The 15,526-nt window shown below is 63.5% G+C and carries 12 protein-coding genes and 3 tRNA genes; 12 read left to right on the forward strand and 3 right to left on the reverse strand.

Translation table 11 applies throughout. The features are described 5' to 3' along the window. The first annotated feature begins 23 nt into the window (after positions 1–23). The 7 genes from lon to ACUJB0_RS00600 all read left to right on the forward strand — a co-directional run bounded on the left by lon (position 24) and on the right by ACUJB0_RS00600 (position 6,363). Positions 24–2,435, forward strand: a complete 2,412-nt coding sequence (gene lon, locus ACUJB0_RS00570) for an endopeptidase La (RefSeq protein ID WP_117010517.1) — start codon at positions 24–26, stop codon at positions 2,433–2,435. Between the two features lie 214 nt (positions 2,436–2,649). After that, positions 2,650–2,922 (forward strand): HU family DNA-binding protein, encoded by a 273-nt coding sequence (locus ACUJB0_RS00575; protein WP_008448340.1) that lies wholly within the window; start codon positions 2,650–2,652, stop codon positions 2,920–2,922. A gap of 49 nt (positions 2,923–2,971) precedes the next feature. Beyond that, positions 2,972–3,047, forward strand: a tRNA-Val gene (locus ACUJB0_RS00580). 36 nt (positions 3,048–3,083) lie between these two features. Continuing rightward, positions 3,084–3,160: transfer RNA gene (locus ACUJB0_RS00585), tRNA-Asp, on the forward strand. A gap of 27 nt (positions 3,161–3,187) precedes the next feature. After that, positions 3,188–3,264 (forward strand) — tRNA-Asp (locus tag ACUJB0_RS00590). A gap of 449 nt (positions 3,265–3,713) precedes the next feature. Beyond that, a complete protein-coding gene (locus ACUJB0_RS00595) occupies positions 3,714–5,627 on the forward strand; it encodes a SurA N-terminal domain-containing protein (protein WP_444843491.1) in 1,914 nt (637 codons plus the stop codon). Positions 5,628–5,856: 229 nt separating this feature from the next. Next, positions 5,857–6,363, forward strand: a complete 507-nt coding sequence (locus ACUJB0_RS00600) for an FxDxF family PEP-CTERM protein (protein WP_444843492.1) — start codon at positions 5,857–5,859, stop codon at positions 6,361–6,363. An 89-nt stretch (positions 6,364–6,452) separates the two neighbouring features. On the opposite strand, the gene mnmH is transcribed toward ACUJB0_RS00600, so the two are convergent. Further along, complete coding sequence (gene mnmH, locus ACUJB0_RS00605; RefSeq protein ID WP_444843493.1) at positions 6,453–7,514, reverse strand: tRNA 2-selenouridine(34) synthase MnmH; 1,062 nt, start codon at positions 7,512–7,514, stop codon at positions 6,453–6,455. Further along, the gene (locus ACUJB0_RS00610; protein ID WP_444843494.1) at positions 7,511–8,170 is read right to left on the reverse strand and encodes an arylesterase; all 660 of its coding nucleotides are present in this window, start codon (positions 8,168–8,170) and stop codon (positions 7,511–7,513) included. Before ACUJB0_RS00610 ends, mnmH begins: the two co-directional genes overlap by 4 nt. Before the next feature lie 31 nt (positions 8,171–8,201). Between ACUJB0_RS00610 and ACUJB0_RS00615 the strand changes: the two genes are divergently transcribed. After that, on the forward strand, positions 8,202–8,921 hold the full coding sequence (locus tag ACUJB0_RS00615) for an ABC transporter ATP-binding protein (RefSeq protein WP_444844219.1): 720 nt from the start codon (positions 8,202–8,204) through the stop codon (positions 8,919–8,921). Positions 8,922–8,925: 4 nt separating this feature from the next. On the opposite strand, the gene ACUJB0_RS00620 is transcribed toward ACUJB0_RS00615, so the two are convergent. After that, positions 8,926–10,431, reverse strand: a complete 1,506-nt coding sequence (locus ACUJB0_RS00620; protein WP_444843495.1) for an NAD(P)H-hydrate dehydratase — start codon at positions 10,429–10,431, stop codon at positions 8,926–8,928. A gap of 97 nt (positions 10,432–10,528) precedes the next feature. Between ACUJB0_RS00620 and ACUJB0_RS00625 the strand changes: the two genes are divergently transcribed. Genes ACUJB0_RS00625 through ACUJB0_RS00640 form a run of 4 tightly spaced genes read left to right on the forward strand, consistent with a single transcriptional unit; the run spans position 10,529 to position 15,464 of the window. Next, on the forward strand, positions 10,529–14,143 hold the full coding sequence (locus ACUJB0_RS00625) for a hydantoinase B/oxoprolinase family protein (protein WP_444843496.1): 3,615 nt from the start codon (positions 10,529–10,531) through the stop codon (positions 14,141–14,143). Continuing rightward, the gene (locus tag ACUJB0_RS00630) at positions 14,140–14,727 is read left to right on the forward strand and encodes a GNAT family N-acetyltransferase (protein ID WP_444843497.1); all 588 of its coding nucleotides are present in this window, start codon (positions 14,140–14,142) and stop codon (positions 14,725–14,727) included. Before ACUJB0_RS00625 ends, ACUJB0_RS00630 begins: the two co-directional genes overlap by 4 nt. Further along, positions 14,724–14,936 carry a helix-turn-helix domain-containing protein gene (locus ACUJB0_RS00635; protein WP_444843498.1) on the forward strand — a complete coding sequence of 71 codons (213 nt, stop codon included), beginning with the start codon at positions 14,724–14,726 and terminating at the stop codon, positions 14,934–14,936. The genes ACUJB0_RS00630 and ACUJB0_RS00635 overlap by 4 nt, the downstream gene beginning before the upstream one ends. A gap of 21 nt (positions 14,937–14,957) precedes the next feature. Further along, on the forward strand, positions 14,958–15,464 hold the full coding sequence (locus ACUJB0_RS00640; RefSeq protein ID WP_444843499.1) for a Clp protease N-terminal domain-containing protein: 507 nt from the start codon (positions 14,958–14,960) through the stop codon (positions 15,462–15,464). The last annotated feature ends 62 nt before the right edge of the window (positions 15,465–15,526 follow it).

The following is a 15,526-nucleotide window of genomic DNA, read 5'->3' on the forward strand; positions in this document are numbered from 1 at the left end:
CACGCTTTCACATAAGGTACGCCATGACAACTTCCAAATTAACTGAGCAAACTCAACTGCCGTTATTGCCGCTGCGGGATGTTGTAGTTTTCCCGCATATGGTGATACCGCTGTTCGTAGGCCGCCCAAAATCGATCAAGGCGCTGGAAGCCGCTATGGAGCAGGGCAAGAGCATCATGCTTGCCGCGCAAAAAGCCGCTGCCAAGGACGAACCTTCTGCTTCCGATATCTACGAGATCGGCTGCGTGGCCAATATTCTGCAGATGCTGAAACTACCCGACGGCACCGTCAAGGTGCTGGTCGAGGGTGCTCAGCGCGCACGCATCAACCGCATCACCGATGCGCCGACGCACTTCATCGCCGATCTGACGCCGCTCGATTCCGAGCTGGGCGACGATTCGGAGATCGAAGCGATGCGCCGCGCCATCGTTCAGCAGTTCGACCAGTACGTCAAGCTGAACAAAAAAATCCCACCTGAGATCCTCGCCTCGCTGTCGGGCATCGACGACGCCGGCCGCCTGGCCGACACCGTCGCCGCGCACCTGCCGCTAAAGCTCGAGCAGAAACAGGTGATCCTGGAAATCTTCAGCGTGGCCAAACGCCTGGAGCACCTGCTGGGCCAGCTGGAAGGCGAACTCGACATTCTGCAAGTCGAGAAGCGCATCCGTGGCCGCGTCAAGCGCCAGATGGAAAAGTCGCAGCGCGAGTACTACCTGAACGAACAGGTCAAGGCCATCCAGAAGGAACTGGGCGAGGGCGAGGACGGCGCCGATCTGGACGAGCTGGAGAAAAAAGTCGCGCTGGCCAAGATGCCGAAAGAGGCATTGGACAAGGCCACCGCCGAGCTGAAAAAACTCAAGCTGATGTCGCCGATGTCGGCCGAAGCCACCGTCGTGCGCAACTACATCGACACGCTGGTCAGCCTGCCTTGGAAGAAGAAATCCAAGGTCAACAACGACCTGTCGAACGCCGAGAAAGTGCTGGAAGGCGATCACTACGGCCTGGACAAGGTTAAGGAACGCATCCTGGAATACCTCGCGGTGCAACAACGCGTCGACAAGCTGAAAGCGCCGATCCTGTGCTTCGTCGGTCCTCCAGGCGTCGGTAAGACCTCGCTGGGCCAGTCCATCGCCCGCGCCACGAACCGCAAGTTCGTGCGCATGGCGCTGGGCGGCGTGCGCGACGAGGCCGAGATCCGCGGCCACCGCCGTACCTACATCGGCTCGATGCCGGGCAAGGTGCTGCAGTCGCTGGCCAAGGTCGGCGTGCGCAATCCGCTGTTCCTGCTGGACGAGATCGACAAGATGGGCGCGGACTTCCGCGGCGATCCGTCGTCGGCCCTGCTGGAGGTGCTGGATCCTGAGCAGAACCACACGTTCTCGGACCACTACATCGAGGTGGACTTCGACTTGTCCGACGTGATGTTCGTGGCGACGTCGAACTCGTACAACATCCCGCCGGCGCTGCTGGACCGCATGGAAGTCATCCGCCTGTCCGGCTACACGGAAGACGAGAAGACCAGCATCGCCCAGCGCTACCTGCTGCCTAAACAGATCAAGAACAACGGTCTGAAGGAAGAGGAAATCTCGGTGGCCGAGTCGGCGCTGCGCGACATCATCCGCTACTACACCCGTGAAGCCGGTGTGCGCTCGCTGGAACGCGAAGTGTCCAAGATCTGCCGCAAGGTCGTGAAGATGCTGTTGCTGAAGAAGACGGAGAAGAAAGTCGCCGTCACCAGCAAGAACCTGGACAAGTTCCTGGGTGTGCGCCGCTACGACTTCGGCGTGGCCGAGAAGGAAAACCAGATCGGCCAGGTCGTGGGTCTGGCATGGACCGAGGTGGGCGGCGATCTGCTGACCATCGAAGCCGTGCAGATGCCGGGCAAGGGCGGGGTGATCCGCACCGGCACGCTGGGCGACGTGATGAAGGAATCGATCGAGGCAGCCCGCACCGTGGTGCGCAGCCGCGCCAATCGCCTGGGCATCAAGAACGAAGTGTTTGAGAAGAGCGACATCCACATCCACGTGCCAGAAGGCGCGACGCCGAAAGACGGTCCTTCGGCTGGCGCGGCGATGACGGTGGCGATGGTGTCGGTATTCACGGGCATTCCGGTCCGCGCCGATGTGGCGATGACGGGCGAGATCACGCTGCGTGGCGAAGTGTTGCCGATCGGCGGCCTGAAAGAGAAGCTGCTGGCGGCCCAGCGCGGTGGCATCAAGACTGTGCTGATCCCCGAGCAGAACGTCAAGGACCTGGCCGACATCCCGGACAATGTCAAGAACAAACTGGAAATCGTGCCGGTGCGTTGGATCGACAAAGTGCTGGAAATCGCGCTGGAACGCATGCCGGAAGCGTTGACCGAGACCGCCCCGGTGGAAGCCGTGGCAGCCGCGGCCGCCAAGGTGGACGGCCAAACGGAAGTGGTAAAACATTAACTTTTACTAGAGTTTAGTAACGGTGAATGCAAAAACAGGCGCTTTTATAGCGCCTGTTTGTTATTTCACCCCGATTTTCTATGGTGCAGCGCTTGACACAGGGGCGGGCTGGCTTGTTTAATACGGCCTGAGATTTTTCTCGGCCTGGAGAACGGTATTCAAATACCGCTATCTACCGGCTAAAACGATATAACCTTTGTGACGGGGAATTGCTTTGAATAAGACTGAATTGATCGACCATATTGCTACCACCGCTGATATCTCGAAAGCGGCTGCTGCACGCGCACTCGACGCGGTGATCGACGGTGTAACCACCACCCTGCAAAAGAACGACAGCGTCACCCTGGTCGGCTTTGGTACCTTCTCCGTGAGCGAACGCGCTGCCCGTACCGGCCGCAATCCGCGCACCAAAGAAGAGATCATCATCGACGCAGCGAAAGTTCCTAAATTTAAAGCTGGTAAAGCTTTGAAAGATGCTGTAAACTAACGGACTTCAGTGAGCAGCAAGCGGTAAAGTTGCTCACGAAACGCAAAACGGGCGGTTAGCTCAGTTGGTAGAGCGGAGCCCTTACAAGGCTTAGGTCGGGAGTTCGAGCCTCTCACCGCCCACCAGTTTTGCAGCAGCAAGGTAGTACCCAGTGTTTTGTTGGAGCGGTAGTTCAGTTGGTTAGAATACCGGCCTGTCACGCCGGGGGTCGCGGGTTCGAGTCCCGTCCGCTCCGCCAACAAAATGCTAAATTGAGTAAGACCAAGGAGCGGTAGTTCAGTTGGTTAGAATACCGGCCTGTCACGCCGGGGGTCGCGGGTTCGAGTCCCGTCCGCTCCGCCAAGAACAAGATACCCCGCAGCTATTATTAGCTGCGGGGTTTTTCTTTTTCCGCCGTATTAAATTGGGGTCAAGTCTGACATTCGGACACGAGCTCAACCGTATATATGCGTTACGGTTGAGCTCGTGTCCGAATGTCAGACTTGACCCCATTTTGTTTTTGGTTGAGCTCGTGTCCGAATGCCAGACTTGACCCCATTTTGTTTTAATGGCGCGTGGGCGCGGACATTATCGCGTTCGGAAACTAATATTTTCTAATGGCATCGTTCGGCTGGGTGCGCCGGTGTCTGCTGCGCCGCACCACGCGTGCGCTGGTGGCGATTTTGTTGCCCGGCCTGGTGGCGTGACTGTTTTGCCAAGGATTTACTCTTGCTATAGAGGGGGGCTCTCTGTAAAATCCCGCAACCGGAATCTTGTATGTGCAAGTTCCACTCAATCCGAATTGGCAGACCATGTTTGAATTTATTCGTACCCATCAACGTTTGATGCAGATACTCCTGGCGATTATTATCGTCCCGTCGTTCGCCTTCGTTGGTATCGGCAGTTACAAGAGCTTCGGCGATGACGCCAATACGATCGCCAAAATCGACGGCAAACCGCTGACCCAGCAAGAGTTCGATAACGCGGTCCGCACTCAGCTGGACAGCTATCGCCAGCGCCTGGGCGCGCAGTTCGACCAGAAGATGTTCGATACCCCGGAATTCAAGCAGAATATCCTTGACCAGCTGGTCGCCGAGCGCGCCGTGGCTGCCGAGGTGAACCATGCGCACCTGAGCGTCAGCGATGCCCAGCTGCAAAAAGTCATCAAGGAACAATTTGGCGGCGAGGGCGCGTTCGATATGGAGCGCTACAAAGCCATCCTGGCCGCGCAAGGCATGACGCCGCTCATGTTCGATCAGCGCATGCGCCGCGACATGACCTTGCAGCAGTTGGGCAACGCGATCCAGTCCACCGGCTTCGCACCGCGCGCCGTGGCCAAGAGCCTGTCCGACATCGGCGCGCAGGAACGCGAGGTGCAGGAACTGCTGCTGCCGGTCGCCGATTTCGTGCCGCAAGTGAAGATCACCGACGACATGGTCAAGGCTTACTACGACAAGAACAGCAAGTTCTTCGAAGTTCCGGAGCAGGCCAAGATCGAATACGTGGTCTTCAACAGCGACGCCGTCATGAACCAGGTCACCGTGACCGACGCCGAGGTGGCCGCGTACTACGCCGCCAACCAGCCAGCTTTCGCCACGCCGGAAACCCGCCGCGCCGCACACATCCAGGTCGCACTGAAGAAGGGCGCCAGCGCCGCCGAAGTGGCCGCCGCCAAGGCCAAGGCCGACGCCATCGTTGCCGAACTGCGCAAAAATCCAGGCGACTTTGCCAAGGTCGCCAAGGCCAAATCGGACGATCCTGTGTCGGGCGAGCAGGGTGGTGATCTGGGCGTCGTCAGCAAGGGTTCGCTGCCGGCCGCTTCGGTTGAAGCCGCTGTCATGAAACTCAAGCAGGGCGAGATCAGCGATCCGGTGCAGTCGGACTTCGGCTTCCACATCCTGACCGTGACCGAGCTCAAGCCGTCCGTCGTCAAGCCGCTGGACGCGGTCAAGACCGAAGTGGCCGAGGCGCTGAAAAAGCAAAAGGCCGCCAAGAAGTATTCGGAAATGGCTGAAGCCTTCACCAATACCGTCTACGAGCAGTCGGACAGCCTGAAGCCGGTCGCCGACAAGCTGGGCCTGAAGATCGAAACCGCCGCCAACGTCTCGCGCACGCCGTCGCCGATGGCCGGCCAGGCGCCGTATAACAACGCCAAGTTCCTGGCCGCGCTGTTCTCCAACGAGTCGATCAGCAGCAAGCGCAATACCGAAGCGGTCGAAACCGCGCCGAGCACGCTGGTCGCCGGCCGCATCGTCGAGTTCAAGCCTGCGACCAAGCGTCCGCTGGCTGAAGTCGATGCCGCCATCCGCCAGCGCGTCACGATGGAAGAGGCCGCCAAGTTGGCCGCCAAGGCCGGCGCAGAGAAACTGGCTGCGTTCAAGAAATCCGGTGACGCCACCGGCTTCGGCGCCGCCAAGCTGGTGTCGCGTTCCAAGCCGGAAGGCGTGAACGGTCTGGCGATGCAGGAAATCATGAAGGCCGATACCACCAAGCTGCCCGCCTACGTTGGCGTGGACGTGCCTGGCATGGGCTATGGCGTCTACCGCATTGGCAAGGTGCAGCAGCCTGCGGTGCAGGATGAGGCACGCCGCAAATCGGAAGCCGAACAGATCAACAGCATCGTGGCTCAGCAAGAGATGTATGACTACATCGAACTGCTGAAACAAAAGGCCAAGGTCAAGATCCTGAAGCCCATCGCAAAAACCACAGTTGTAGAAGTAAAGTAAGTTGATTTTCCGGGAAGCGCTCCGCGCTTCCCGGTGCAGTACTCCCCGCCGTTGCGGCGCGTCCGCCCCACCTCCCAGCATTTTCCCTTCCGCCTTCCCGCCTTCGATATCGCAAGTTAGTTGTTTAATTTGAATAATTAATTGACATCTAAATTGGGCTGATGTAACGTTAAATGGCGCATTGGCTCCTCAGGCGCATTCGGTTTCCACTTTTTTTCTCGGGAAAATTATGAAACTAAAATCTCTCTTAATCGGGACTGTGCTGGCGGCCACCTCGATCACAAGCTACGCCGCCGGCGACAGTTATAGCGTTCCGGTTGTGCTAAACGGCACCCCGACCACCGGCTACAGCGCCCACTTCGGGGTGGACCACTCGGTAATCGGCGCCTTCACCGACGTCTTTACCTTCAGTCCCGCCGTGGGCCCCAGCCTGGTGAATGCCTGGGTGCAGACCTTGAACCTGGGTGGCAACCATAATATCGATTTCTACTCCGCGGACCTGAACGGCCATGCCTTGAGTTTTACCCCGACCGGCGCTGCCGAGTCAGGCATGCTCGACCCGACCTGGATCTCCGGCACGCTGGTGCTGACGGTATATGGCATATCCAATAACGTCTCCGCCAGCTATTCCGGCACGCTGAATGTCGATCCGGTACCTGAGCCTGAAACCTATGTCATGATGCTGGGCGGTTTGGGCATCCTGTCGTATCTCGGACGGCGCCGCAAAAAGAGTTGACGGCCTTTCAGCACCTTAAGCTGTGGCAGAAAAAAAGCCCCGACAACCGGACACCGGTTCTCGGGGCTTGTTGCTGGTGCGGCGCTGACTCAGGCCGGTATGGCCATCAGGCTCAAGGCGGCAGTCTGGAAGGCGGCGTTGTCGATGTCCGCCAGTTCCAGCGGCATGGCCTGGCCATATTTGACGAAATTGCGGTCGATCGAGCGCAGGTACGCCGGATCATAGTGATCGGCCAGCAGCTCCTCCACCAGCGCCGGCATCGCCCCGGCCACCGCCATGGCTTGCCAGCGGCCGATCTTCTCGCGCCCGTGCAGCGCCGTCAGGAACTCCAGTTGCTCGTTGAGGGAGGCCGGGCTGTCGGTGAAATGCGCGTAATCCTCCATCAGCAGGCGCACGCGGTTGGCGCGCGACAGCGTCAGCGCGACGCAGTCGGAGGCGCGCATGGCGTCCATCAGCGCCGTCGGCACGCGCAGGTTGCCGACCTTCTTGCTCTCCGATTCCACAAACACCGGAAGCGCGGGGTCGAAGCGGCGCAGGGTATTCCAGATCGCGGTCTCGAAAGCCTTCTGGCTGGGCTGCGGTTGGCTAGGCAGGTTGCCCAGCACCGAACCGCGATGGGCGGCCAGCTGCTCCAGGTCCAGCACTTGCGCGCCGTTCGCGTGCAGCACTTCCAGCAAGCGGCTCTTGCCGCTGCCGGTGGTGCCGCAGATGACCTTGAACTTCAACCCAGGCGGCTGTTCCAGCGCCGCGTTGACGTGGGCGCGGAAGGCCTTGTAGCCGCCGTCCAGCTGCGCCACCGGCCAGCCTATCTTGGCCAGGATGTGCGCCATCGAGCCGCTGCGGTTACCGCCGCGCCAGCAGTAGATCAGGGGCCGCCATTCGCGTGGCTTGTCCAGCCACAGCGCCTCGATGTGGGCGGCGATATTCTTCGCCACCAGCGCGGCGCCGACCTTCTTGGCCTCGAACGAATTGACCTGCTTGTACATCGTGCCGACCTGGATGCGCTGGGCGTCGTCCAGCACCGGCGCGTTGATGGCGCCGGGCAGGTGGTCGAGCGCGTATTCGGCGGGGCTGCGGACGTCGATGATGGCATCGAACTTGTCCAGTTGCTGGAGCGCGTCGTCGAATACTAGGATTTCTGGATACTTCATTTTGCCTTGATGCTTTTCTGTAGAACGGGCCAGATGTTGGCCAGGATGGTCGGATGGGCTTCGGCCAGCGGGTGCAGGCGGTCCGCTTGGAACAGCTGCGGCTTGTCGGCTATCCCGTCGAGCATGAACGGCACCAGCGGCGCCTTGATCTCCTTGCTCAGGGTGCCGTACATGGCGAAGAATTTGTCGGCGTAATCGCGCCCGTAGTTGGGCGGCATGCGCATGCCGATCAACATGACCTTGGCGTCGGCCTTGGCGGCGGCATCGGCCATCGCGCGCAGATTGGTCTCGGCGGCGGCCACCGGCAGGCCGCGCAGGCCGTCGTTGGCACCCAGTTCGATCACCACCAGCGCCGGCTTGTATTTCGCCAGCAGCGCCGGCAAGCGCGTGCGGCCGCCGCTGGTAGTTTCGCCGCTGACGCTGGCGTTGACCACATTGGCCTCGATCTTCTCGCTCTTGAGTTTTTGCTCGGCCAGCGCGACCCAGCCAGCGCCGCGCGCCAGGCCATATTCGGCGGAAAGGCTATCGCCGAGCACCAGCACGGTTTTTGGTGCAGAATAGGCGCTCGCCGCGGCCGATGTCAGCAGCAGCGCGGCCAAGGCCTGAGCCCCCTGTTTTCTTGATAAACCGTATAAAACATTTAACACATTCAGCATGCCTGATTTCCCTAAAGCGTCTTCCCATTTCATGCCGGACGGACCGGGCCTGGCGTCCAGCGCCGCAGCTGTGCCGCTGTACGGCGCGCAGCCCGCCATCGCCGTCAGCGGTCTGGCCAAGCGCGTGGCCGACGCCAGCGGCGAACTGACGATCCTGCACGAGGTGGATTTTACCGTGCAAAAAGCCGAGACGCTCGCCATTGTAGGCGCTTCCGGCTCGGGCAAGTCGACTTTGCTGGGTCTGCTGGCAGGCCTGGACACGCCCAGCGCCGGCCGCGTGATGCTGGATGGCGTCGATATCTACGCGCTGGACGAGGATGGCCGCGCCGCGCTGCGCAAGGAAAAGCTGGGTTTCGTGTTCCAGTCGTTCCAGCTGCTGGCCCACCTGACGGCGCTGGAAAATGTCATGCTGCCGCTGGAGCTGCGCGGCGCCACGCATGCGCGCGAGAAGGCGGAGAGCATGCTGGAGCGGGTGGGGCTGGCCAGCCGCTTGAAGCACTATCCCAAGTACCTGTCCGGCGGCGAGCAGCAGCGCGTGGCGCTGGCACGGGCCTTTGTCCCCGAGCCGCCATTGTTGTTCGCCGACGAGCCGACCGGCAGCCTGGATGCGGCCACCGGCGAGGCGGTCATCAAACTGATGTTCGAACTGAATCGCCAGCACGGCTCAACCCTGGTGCTGGTCACGCACGACCAGGCGATGGCGGCGCGCTGCGCCCGCACCATCACCATCGCGGCGGGGCGGCTGGTTTGATGGGCTAGCGGGCGTGGTGCTGGACCATGCGGTTGAGCGCCACGCGGATCGCAGGTATCAGTTCGCCGGCGGTCAGGCCGATCGGGCCCGTGCCTTCGGTGACCAGCACGTCGGCCGCCATGCCGTGCAGCCAGACGCCGGCCAGCGCGGCCTCCCACAGCGGCCAGCTTTGCGCCAACAGGCCGCCACACAAACCCGACAAGACGTCGCCGGTGCCGGCCGTGGCCAGCGCCGGATTGCCGGTGGTGTTGATGACGGTATCCCCGTTCGGCGCCGCGATCACGGTGCCGGAACCCTTCAGCACCACATAGGCATTCAAGCTGGCCGCCAGCTTGCGGGCGGCGCCGATGCGGTCGGCCTGCACCTCGGCGATGTCGGAGCCCAGCAGCCGCGCCGCCTCCAGCGGATGCGGCGTCAAAATGCTGGAGGCCGGGCGCCGCGCCAGCGCGGTTTGCAGTGCGGGATTGGCGGCCAGCAGATTGAGTGCGTCGGCGTCGGCCAGCAGCACACTGCCGCTCGCGATGGCGCGCTCCAGCAGTTCGCCGGCGCGGCGCGATGCGCCCAGGCCAGGGCCTATCACCAGCGTCGCCGCGCCCAGGTCGAAATCGTTGGCGAGGCGGCACATCAGCTCCGGCTGGCCGCTGTCGCAGGGCAGTGGGTCTTCGACGAACAGCGCGTAGACGCGGCCCGCGCCGCTGTTGAGCGCAGTGCGCGCGGCAAGCAGCGGCGCGCCGCTCATGCCGCGCGCGCCGCCGATCACCGCCACGCTGCCGTAGCTGCCTTTGTGCGTGTTGTGGCGCCGCGCGCGCAGATGGCGCGAGAAGAACTTGACGTCGTTCAGGTGCAGCCGCGCCGGCGCGAAATGGCTGGCGTCGATGTCGAGGCGCGAGACGTCCACCAGACCCGCGTAATCGCGGCCGTCGCAGGTGTGCAGACCGGGCTTGTTGCCGATGAAGGTGATGGTGTGGGTGGCGTGGATCGCCACGCCGTCCGGTCCGACGATGGCGCCGGTGTCGGCATCGAGGCCGCTCGGCAGGTCCAGCGCCAACACCGAGCATTTGAGGCCGTTGACCGCTTCCGCCAGTTCGCGCAGCGCGCCCGCCAGCGGGCGTTGCAGGCCGATGCCGAACAGGCCATCCACCACCAGCGTCCATTCGGTGCCGGCCACCATCGCCAGATCCAGGTCGGCAAAGCGGGCGTCGCTGGTCTGGGCGCGTCGCATGGCGGCCGCGCGCTCCGTGGACGGCGTCGATTGCGGCGGGAAGTGCAGGATCGTCACCTGCGCGCCGGCGTAGGCCAGGTGGGCCGCGGTCTCCAGTGCATCGCCGCCGTTATTGCCGGGGCCCGCCAGTATCAGGACCTTGGCCTTGGAGGTCGAGAAGGGCAGCAGATCCAGCGCGGCATTGGCGCCGGCCTGGCCGGCCCGCTGCATCAGCACGCCGTCGGGTAGCGCGGCGGCTGCGGCGTGTTCGATGGCGCGTATCTCCGCGCTGGAGTAAAGTGGATTCATGGTGCGATTTTAGCATCCAAATTATGTTGTACGGCCGCTATCCCACGCGCGGCCGAGACACTACAATACACGCTTCAGTTATCGTAGCGAGGCTTGCATGGATTGGCAGTTCTGGATAGACCGTGGTGGTACGTTTACCGACATCGTGGCGCGTCCGCCCGATGGGCGCCTGCGTACGCTCAAGCTGCTGTCCGAGAACCCCGAGCAGTACGCCGATGCGGCCATCGCCGGCATACGCCAGCTGATGGGTGTCGCGAAGGGAAAACCGATTCCGGTGGCGCAGATCGGCGCCGTCAAGATGGGCACCACCGTCGCCACCAACGCGCTGTTGGAGCGCAAGGGCGAGCCCACCGCGCTGGCCATCACGCGCGGCTTCCGCGATGCGCTGCGCATCGCTTACCAGAACCGTCCGCGCCTGTTCGACCGCCGCATCCTGCTGCCAGAACTGCTGTACAGCCATGTGATCGAAATCGACGAGCGCATGGGCGCGCATGGCGAGACCGTCGCCGCGCTGGACATGGAGACCGCGCGCGCCGGCCTGGCGGCGGCCTACGACATGGGCCTGCGTTCGCTGGCCATCGTCTTCATGCACGGCTACCGTTATCACGCGCATGAGGTCAAGGTGGCGGAGATGGCGCGGCTGATGGGGTTCACGCAGGTCTCGGTCTCGCACGAAGTCAGCCCGATGATGAAGCTGGTCGCGCGCGGCGACACCACCGTGGTGGACGCCTATCTGTCGCCGATCCTGCGGCGCTACGTCGACCAGGTGGCGAAGGAAATGCCGGGTGTGAACCTGCAGTTCATGCAGTCCAGCGGCGGCCTGACCGACGCGCGTGCCTTCCAGGGCAAGGACAGCATCCTGAGCGGCCCTGCGGGCGGCATCGTCGGCATGGTCCGCGCCAGCAAGCTGGCCGGCTTCGACAAGGTGATCGGCTTCGACATGGGCGGCACGTCGACCGACGTCTCGCATTTTTCCGGCGAGTTTGAACGCGTGTTCGAAACCCAGGTGGCCGGCGTGCGCATGCGCGCGCCGATGATGAGCATCCACACGGTGGCGGCGGGTGGAGGTTCGATCCTGCATTTCGACGGCAGCCGCTATCGCGTGGGCCCGGACAGCGCGGGCGCCAATCCTGGGCCGGCCAGTTATCGACGCGGCGGCCCGCTGGCGGTCACCGACTGCAATGTCATGCTCGGGAAAATCCAGCCCAATCACTTCCCGCAGCTGTTCGGCGCGGAGGGCCGGCAGGCGCTCGACGCGCATACCGTGCGCACCCGCTTCGCCGAACTGGCGGCGCGCATCCAGGCCGCCACCGGCAAGGAGACCACGCCGGAGCAGGTGGCCGAGGGCTTTATCGAAATCGCGGTCGGCAATATGGCCAACGCGATCAAGCAGATCTCCGTGCAGCGCGGGCACGACGTCACCGAGTACGCGCTGACCAGCTTTGGCGGCGCCGGCGGGCAGCATGCCTGCCTGGTAGCCGACGCGCTGGGCATGACGACGGTGTTCGTGCATTCGCTGGCTGGCGTGATGTCGGCCTACGGCATGGGCCTGGCCGACCAGACCGCGATGCGCGAGGCCGCGGTGGAAGCGCGCCTGGGCGCCGATTCGGTGGAAGACCTGGACGCGCGCCTGCATGCGCTGGGCCGCCATGCGCGCGCCGACCTGCATCACCAGGGCGTGGACGACCAGCGCATCGCGATGATACGCCGCGTGCACCTGCGTTACGAAGGCACGGATTCGGCGCTGATCGTCTTGTTCGATACGGTCGATAGCATGAAGGCGCAGTTCGAGGCGGCCTACCGCAAGCGCTATTCCTTCCTGATGCCGTCCAAGGCGCTGATCGTGGAGGCGGTGTCGGTGGAGGCGGTCGGCAAGTCCGACGCGCCGTCCGAAACCGTGGAGCCGGCGCCGCGCCGCGTGTCCGGCCTGATGCCGCATGCGGTGGTGCCGATGTACACCGGCGGCAAATGGCGCCAGACCAATCTGTACCAGCGCGGCGCCACGCGCATCGGCGACATCGTGAAAGGCCCGGCCATCATCGCCGAGGCGAATGCGACCACCATCGTCGAAGCGGGATGGCAGGCGGAGGTGACGCTGAACGACCATCTGGTGCTCAAGCGCGTGGTCGCGCTGCCGGAGCGCCGCGCCATCGGCACCAGCGCCGACCCGGTGATGCTGGAGATCTTCAACAACCTGTTCATGTCGATCGCCGAGCAGATGGGGCTGCGCCTGCAGAACACCGCCTACTCGGTCAACATCAAGGAGCGGCTGGACTTCAGCTGCGCCATTTTCGACGCCGACGGCAACCTGATCGCCAACGCGCCGCACATGCCGGTGCACCTGGGTTCCATGGGCGAGAGCATCAAGACCGTGATGCGTGAGAATGCCGGCCGTATGCACGCCGGCGACGTTTTCATGCTCAACGATCCGTACAACGGCGGCACCCATTTGCCGGATGTGACGGTGATCTCGCCGGTGTTCGACGAGGCGGGCCGGGACATCCTGTTCTACGTCGGCTCGCGCGGCCACCATGCGGACATCGGCGGCACCACGCCGGGTTCGATGCCGCCGGACTCGCGCGTGATCGAGGAAGAGGGCGTGTTAATCAATAACTTCAAGCTGGTGGACGGCGCCGCCGGCGGCCAGCTGCGCGAGGCCGAGACGCGTGCCATGCTGGCAGGCGCGCGCTACCCGGCGCGCAATCCCGACCAGAACATGGCCGACCTGCGGGCGCAAGTGGCGGCCAACCAGAAGGGCGTGGACGAGCTGCGCAAGATGGTGGCGCACTTCGGCCTGGAGGTGGTGCAGGCCTACATGGGCCACGTGCAGGACAACGCCGAGGAATCCGTGCGGCGCGTGATCAGCGCGCTGAAAGACGGCAGCTACACACTGCAACTGGATAACGGCGCGCAGATACAGGTGGCGGTGCGGGTCGATCACGCCAGCCGCAGCGCGGAGATCGACTTCACCGGCACCTCGCCGCAGCTGGAGAATAACTTCAACGCGCCGTCGGCGGTGTGCATGGCGGCCGTGCTGTACGTGTTCCGCACGCTGGTGGACGACGAGATTCCGCTGAACGCCGGCTGCCTGAAACCGCTGAAGGTGCTGATACCGCAAGGCTCCATGCTCAATCCCCACTATCCGGCGTCGGTGGTGTCGGGGAACGTGGAGACGTCCACCTGCATCACCAACGCGCTGTATGGCGCGCTGGGCGTGATGGCCGCGGCGCAGGGCACGATGAACAACTTCACCTTCGGGAACGCCCGCTACCAGTACTACGAGACCATCAGCGGCGGCTCCGGCGCGGGCCCCGGCTTTGACGGTACCAGCGTCGTGCAGACCAATATGACCAATTCGCGCCTGACCGATCCGGAGATCCTGGAGTTCCGCTTTCCTGTGCGCCTGGAGAGCTACGCCATCCGCGAAGGCAGCGGCGGAGCGGGCCAGTGGCATGGCGGGAACGGCGGCGTGCGCAAAGTGCGCTTCCTCGAAGCGATGACCGCCGCCATCCTGTCGAACAACCGCATCCACGCGCCGTTCGGCATGGCCGGCGGTGAGCCGGGCGCGTTGGGGCGCAACACCGTGATGCGGGCCGATGGCCGCGTCGAGGAACTGGCACACATCGGTAAGACCGACATGCAGCCCGGCGATCTGTTCGTGATCGAAACGCCGGGTGGTGGCGGCTACGGCCCACGCGAGGATAAGCAATGACGCAACTGGAGGCGGGTGCTTATTTGCTGCGGCCCTTCGTCGCTGCGGACGCGCCGGCGTTCGCGGCGGCCATTCGCGAGTCGATGTCCAGCGTCGGTAAATGGATGTCGTGGGCGCATGCCGAATACACTGAGGAACAGGCGCTGTCGTGGTTCGCCTTTTGCGACGCCAGCCGCGCCGAGGGCAGCGCCCACGAATTCGGGATCTTCCTGCCGGATGGCGTCTCGCTGGTTGGTGGCGGCGGCTTGAACCAGCTCAATGCGGTCAACAGCTTCTGCAACCTGGGCTACTGGGTGCGGGAGTCGGCGCAGCGGCAGGGCGCCGCGATCGCCGCGACTACCGCGCTGGCCCGCTACGCCTTCCTGCACCTGAATCAGGCGCGGGTGGAGATCGTCATCGCCGCCGGCAATGAGGCCAGCGCCGCCGTGGCGCGCAAGGCGGGCGCCGTGCACGAATGCCTGGCACGCAACCGGCTCAAGCTGCGCGGCGAGTCCGTGGCGGCCCATGTGTTCTCATTGATCCCCGATCAGACTTGTCAATCCACGTTGACAAGTCCGGTTTTGTCAATTAAAGTTGACGCATGACCGATCTCCATCACCTCAAGATTCCCACCGCGCCCGGCGACGCCTTGGCGGCGGTGCTGGCGCTGCGCGAGCTCGCGGACCAGATAGAGCGCAAAGCCGTGCGCAAGGCGCTGGAGGACGGCTGGACCTGGGCCCAGATAGCGGAGGCGCTCGGCGTCTCCCGGCAGGCCGCCCATAAAAAGCACGCGGCGAGTCTGGCGCGCGGCTGAAGCCATCAGGAGGAAAGCACGATGTTCGCGAAGATCAAACAGCGCTGGCAAGACATGCGCACCATTGCCAATTTATCGAACAACGCCGAACGCTGGGCCTTGAAAGCGGGCCAGCAGCACCCTGGCGCGGAGCACTACGCTTTGGCCGCGCTGGACCTGGGCGACGGCTCGGCGCGGCGTGTGTTCCAGCGAGTAGGCGCCGATCCGCAGGCGTATCGCGCGGCGTTGGAGCAGCGGCACGCCGCGGCGCTGTCCTCGCTGGGCCTGGAGGTCGAGGCGGACGACATGGCGCCGCCGCCCGCGACGGCCGGCAAACTGTTCGACGCCCAACCATCTGGCCAAGCACTGATGCAAAGGCTGCGGGATGCGCAACGCCAGCTGCCTGCCGCGTTGTGCGGGGCGCATATCCTGCTTGTGGTGGCGGGCATGCGGCAAAGCGCGGCTGGCCGCGCCTTTGGCGCCATCAACGTCGATCTGCAGGCACTGGGCCGCGCGGCGGAAGAGGAGCTGCGCACCATGGCCGCCTGACGGCCCGCCATCCAATACCATCGGCATCAAAAAACGGTACCGGCGATTCCCGGCTTGTCCAG

Origin of the sequence: Duganella caerulea, assembly GCF_040362985.1 — a bacterium.
Taxonomy (GTDB): Bacteria; Pseudomonadota; Gammaproteobacteria; order Burkholderiales; family Burkholderiaceae_D; genus Rugamonas; species Rugamonas vulcania.

Excerpts from the sequence above, each read along its gene's own strand:
- ACUJB0_RS00640 (WP_444843499.1), top strand. The coding sequence starts at position 14,958 with ATGTTCGCGAAGATCAAACAGCGCTGGCAAGACATGCGCACCATTGCC.
- ACUJB0_RS00625 (WP_444843496.1), top strand. The coding sequence starts at position 10,529 with ATGGATTGGCAGTTCTGGATAGACCGTGGTGGTACGTTTACCGACATC.
- ACUJB0_RS00630 (WP_444843497.1), top strand. The coding sequence starts at position 14,140 with ATGACGCAACTGGAGGCGGGTGCTTATTTGCTGCGGCCCTTCGTCGCT.
- ACUJB0_RS00615 (WP_444844219.1), top strand. The coding sequence starts at position 8,202 with ATGCCGGACGGACCGGGCCTGGCGTCCAGCGCCGCAGCTGTGCCGCTG.
- ACUJB0_RS00610 (WP_444843494.1), bottom strand. The coding sequence starts at position 8,170 with ATGCTGAATGTGTTAAATGTTTTATACGGTTTATCAAGAAAACAGGGG.
- ACUJB0_RS00600 (WP_444843492.1), top strand. The coding sequence starts at position 5,857 with ATGAAACTAAAATCTCTCTTAATCGGGACTGTGCTGGCGGCCACCTCG.
- ACUJB0_RS00635 (WP_444843498.1), top strand. The coding sequence starts at position 14,724 with ATGACCGATCTCCATCACCTCAAGATTCCCACCGCGCCCGGCGACGCC.
- lon (WP_117010517.1), top strand. The coding sequence starts at position 24 with ATGACAACTTCCAAATTAACTGAGCAAACTCAACTGCCGTTATTGCCG.
- mnmH (WP_444843493.1), bottom strand. The coding sequence starts at position 7,514 with ATGAAGTATCCAGAAATCCTAGTATTCGACGACGCGCTCCAGCAACTG.
- ACUJB0_RS00620 (WP_444843495.1), bottom strand. The coding sequence starts at position 10,431 with ATGAATCCACTTTACTCCAGCGCGGAGATACGCGCCATCGAACACGCC.
- ACUJB0_RS00595 (WP_444843491.1), top strand. The coding sequence starts at position 3,714 with ATGTTTGAATTTATTCGTACCCATCAACGTTTGATGCAGATACTCCTG.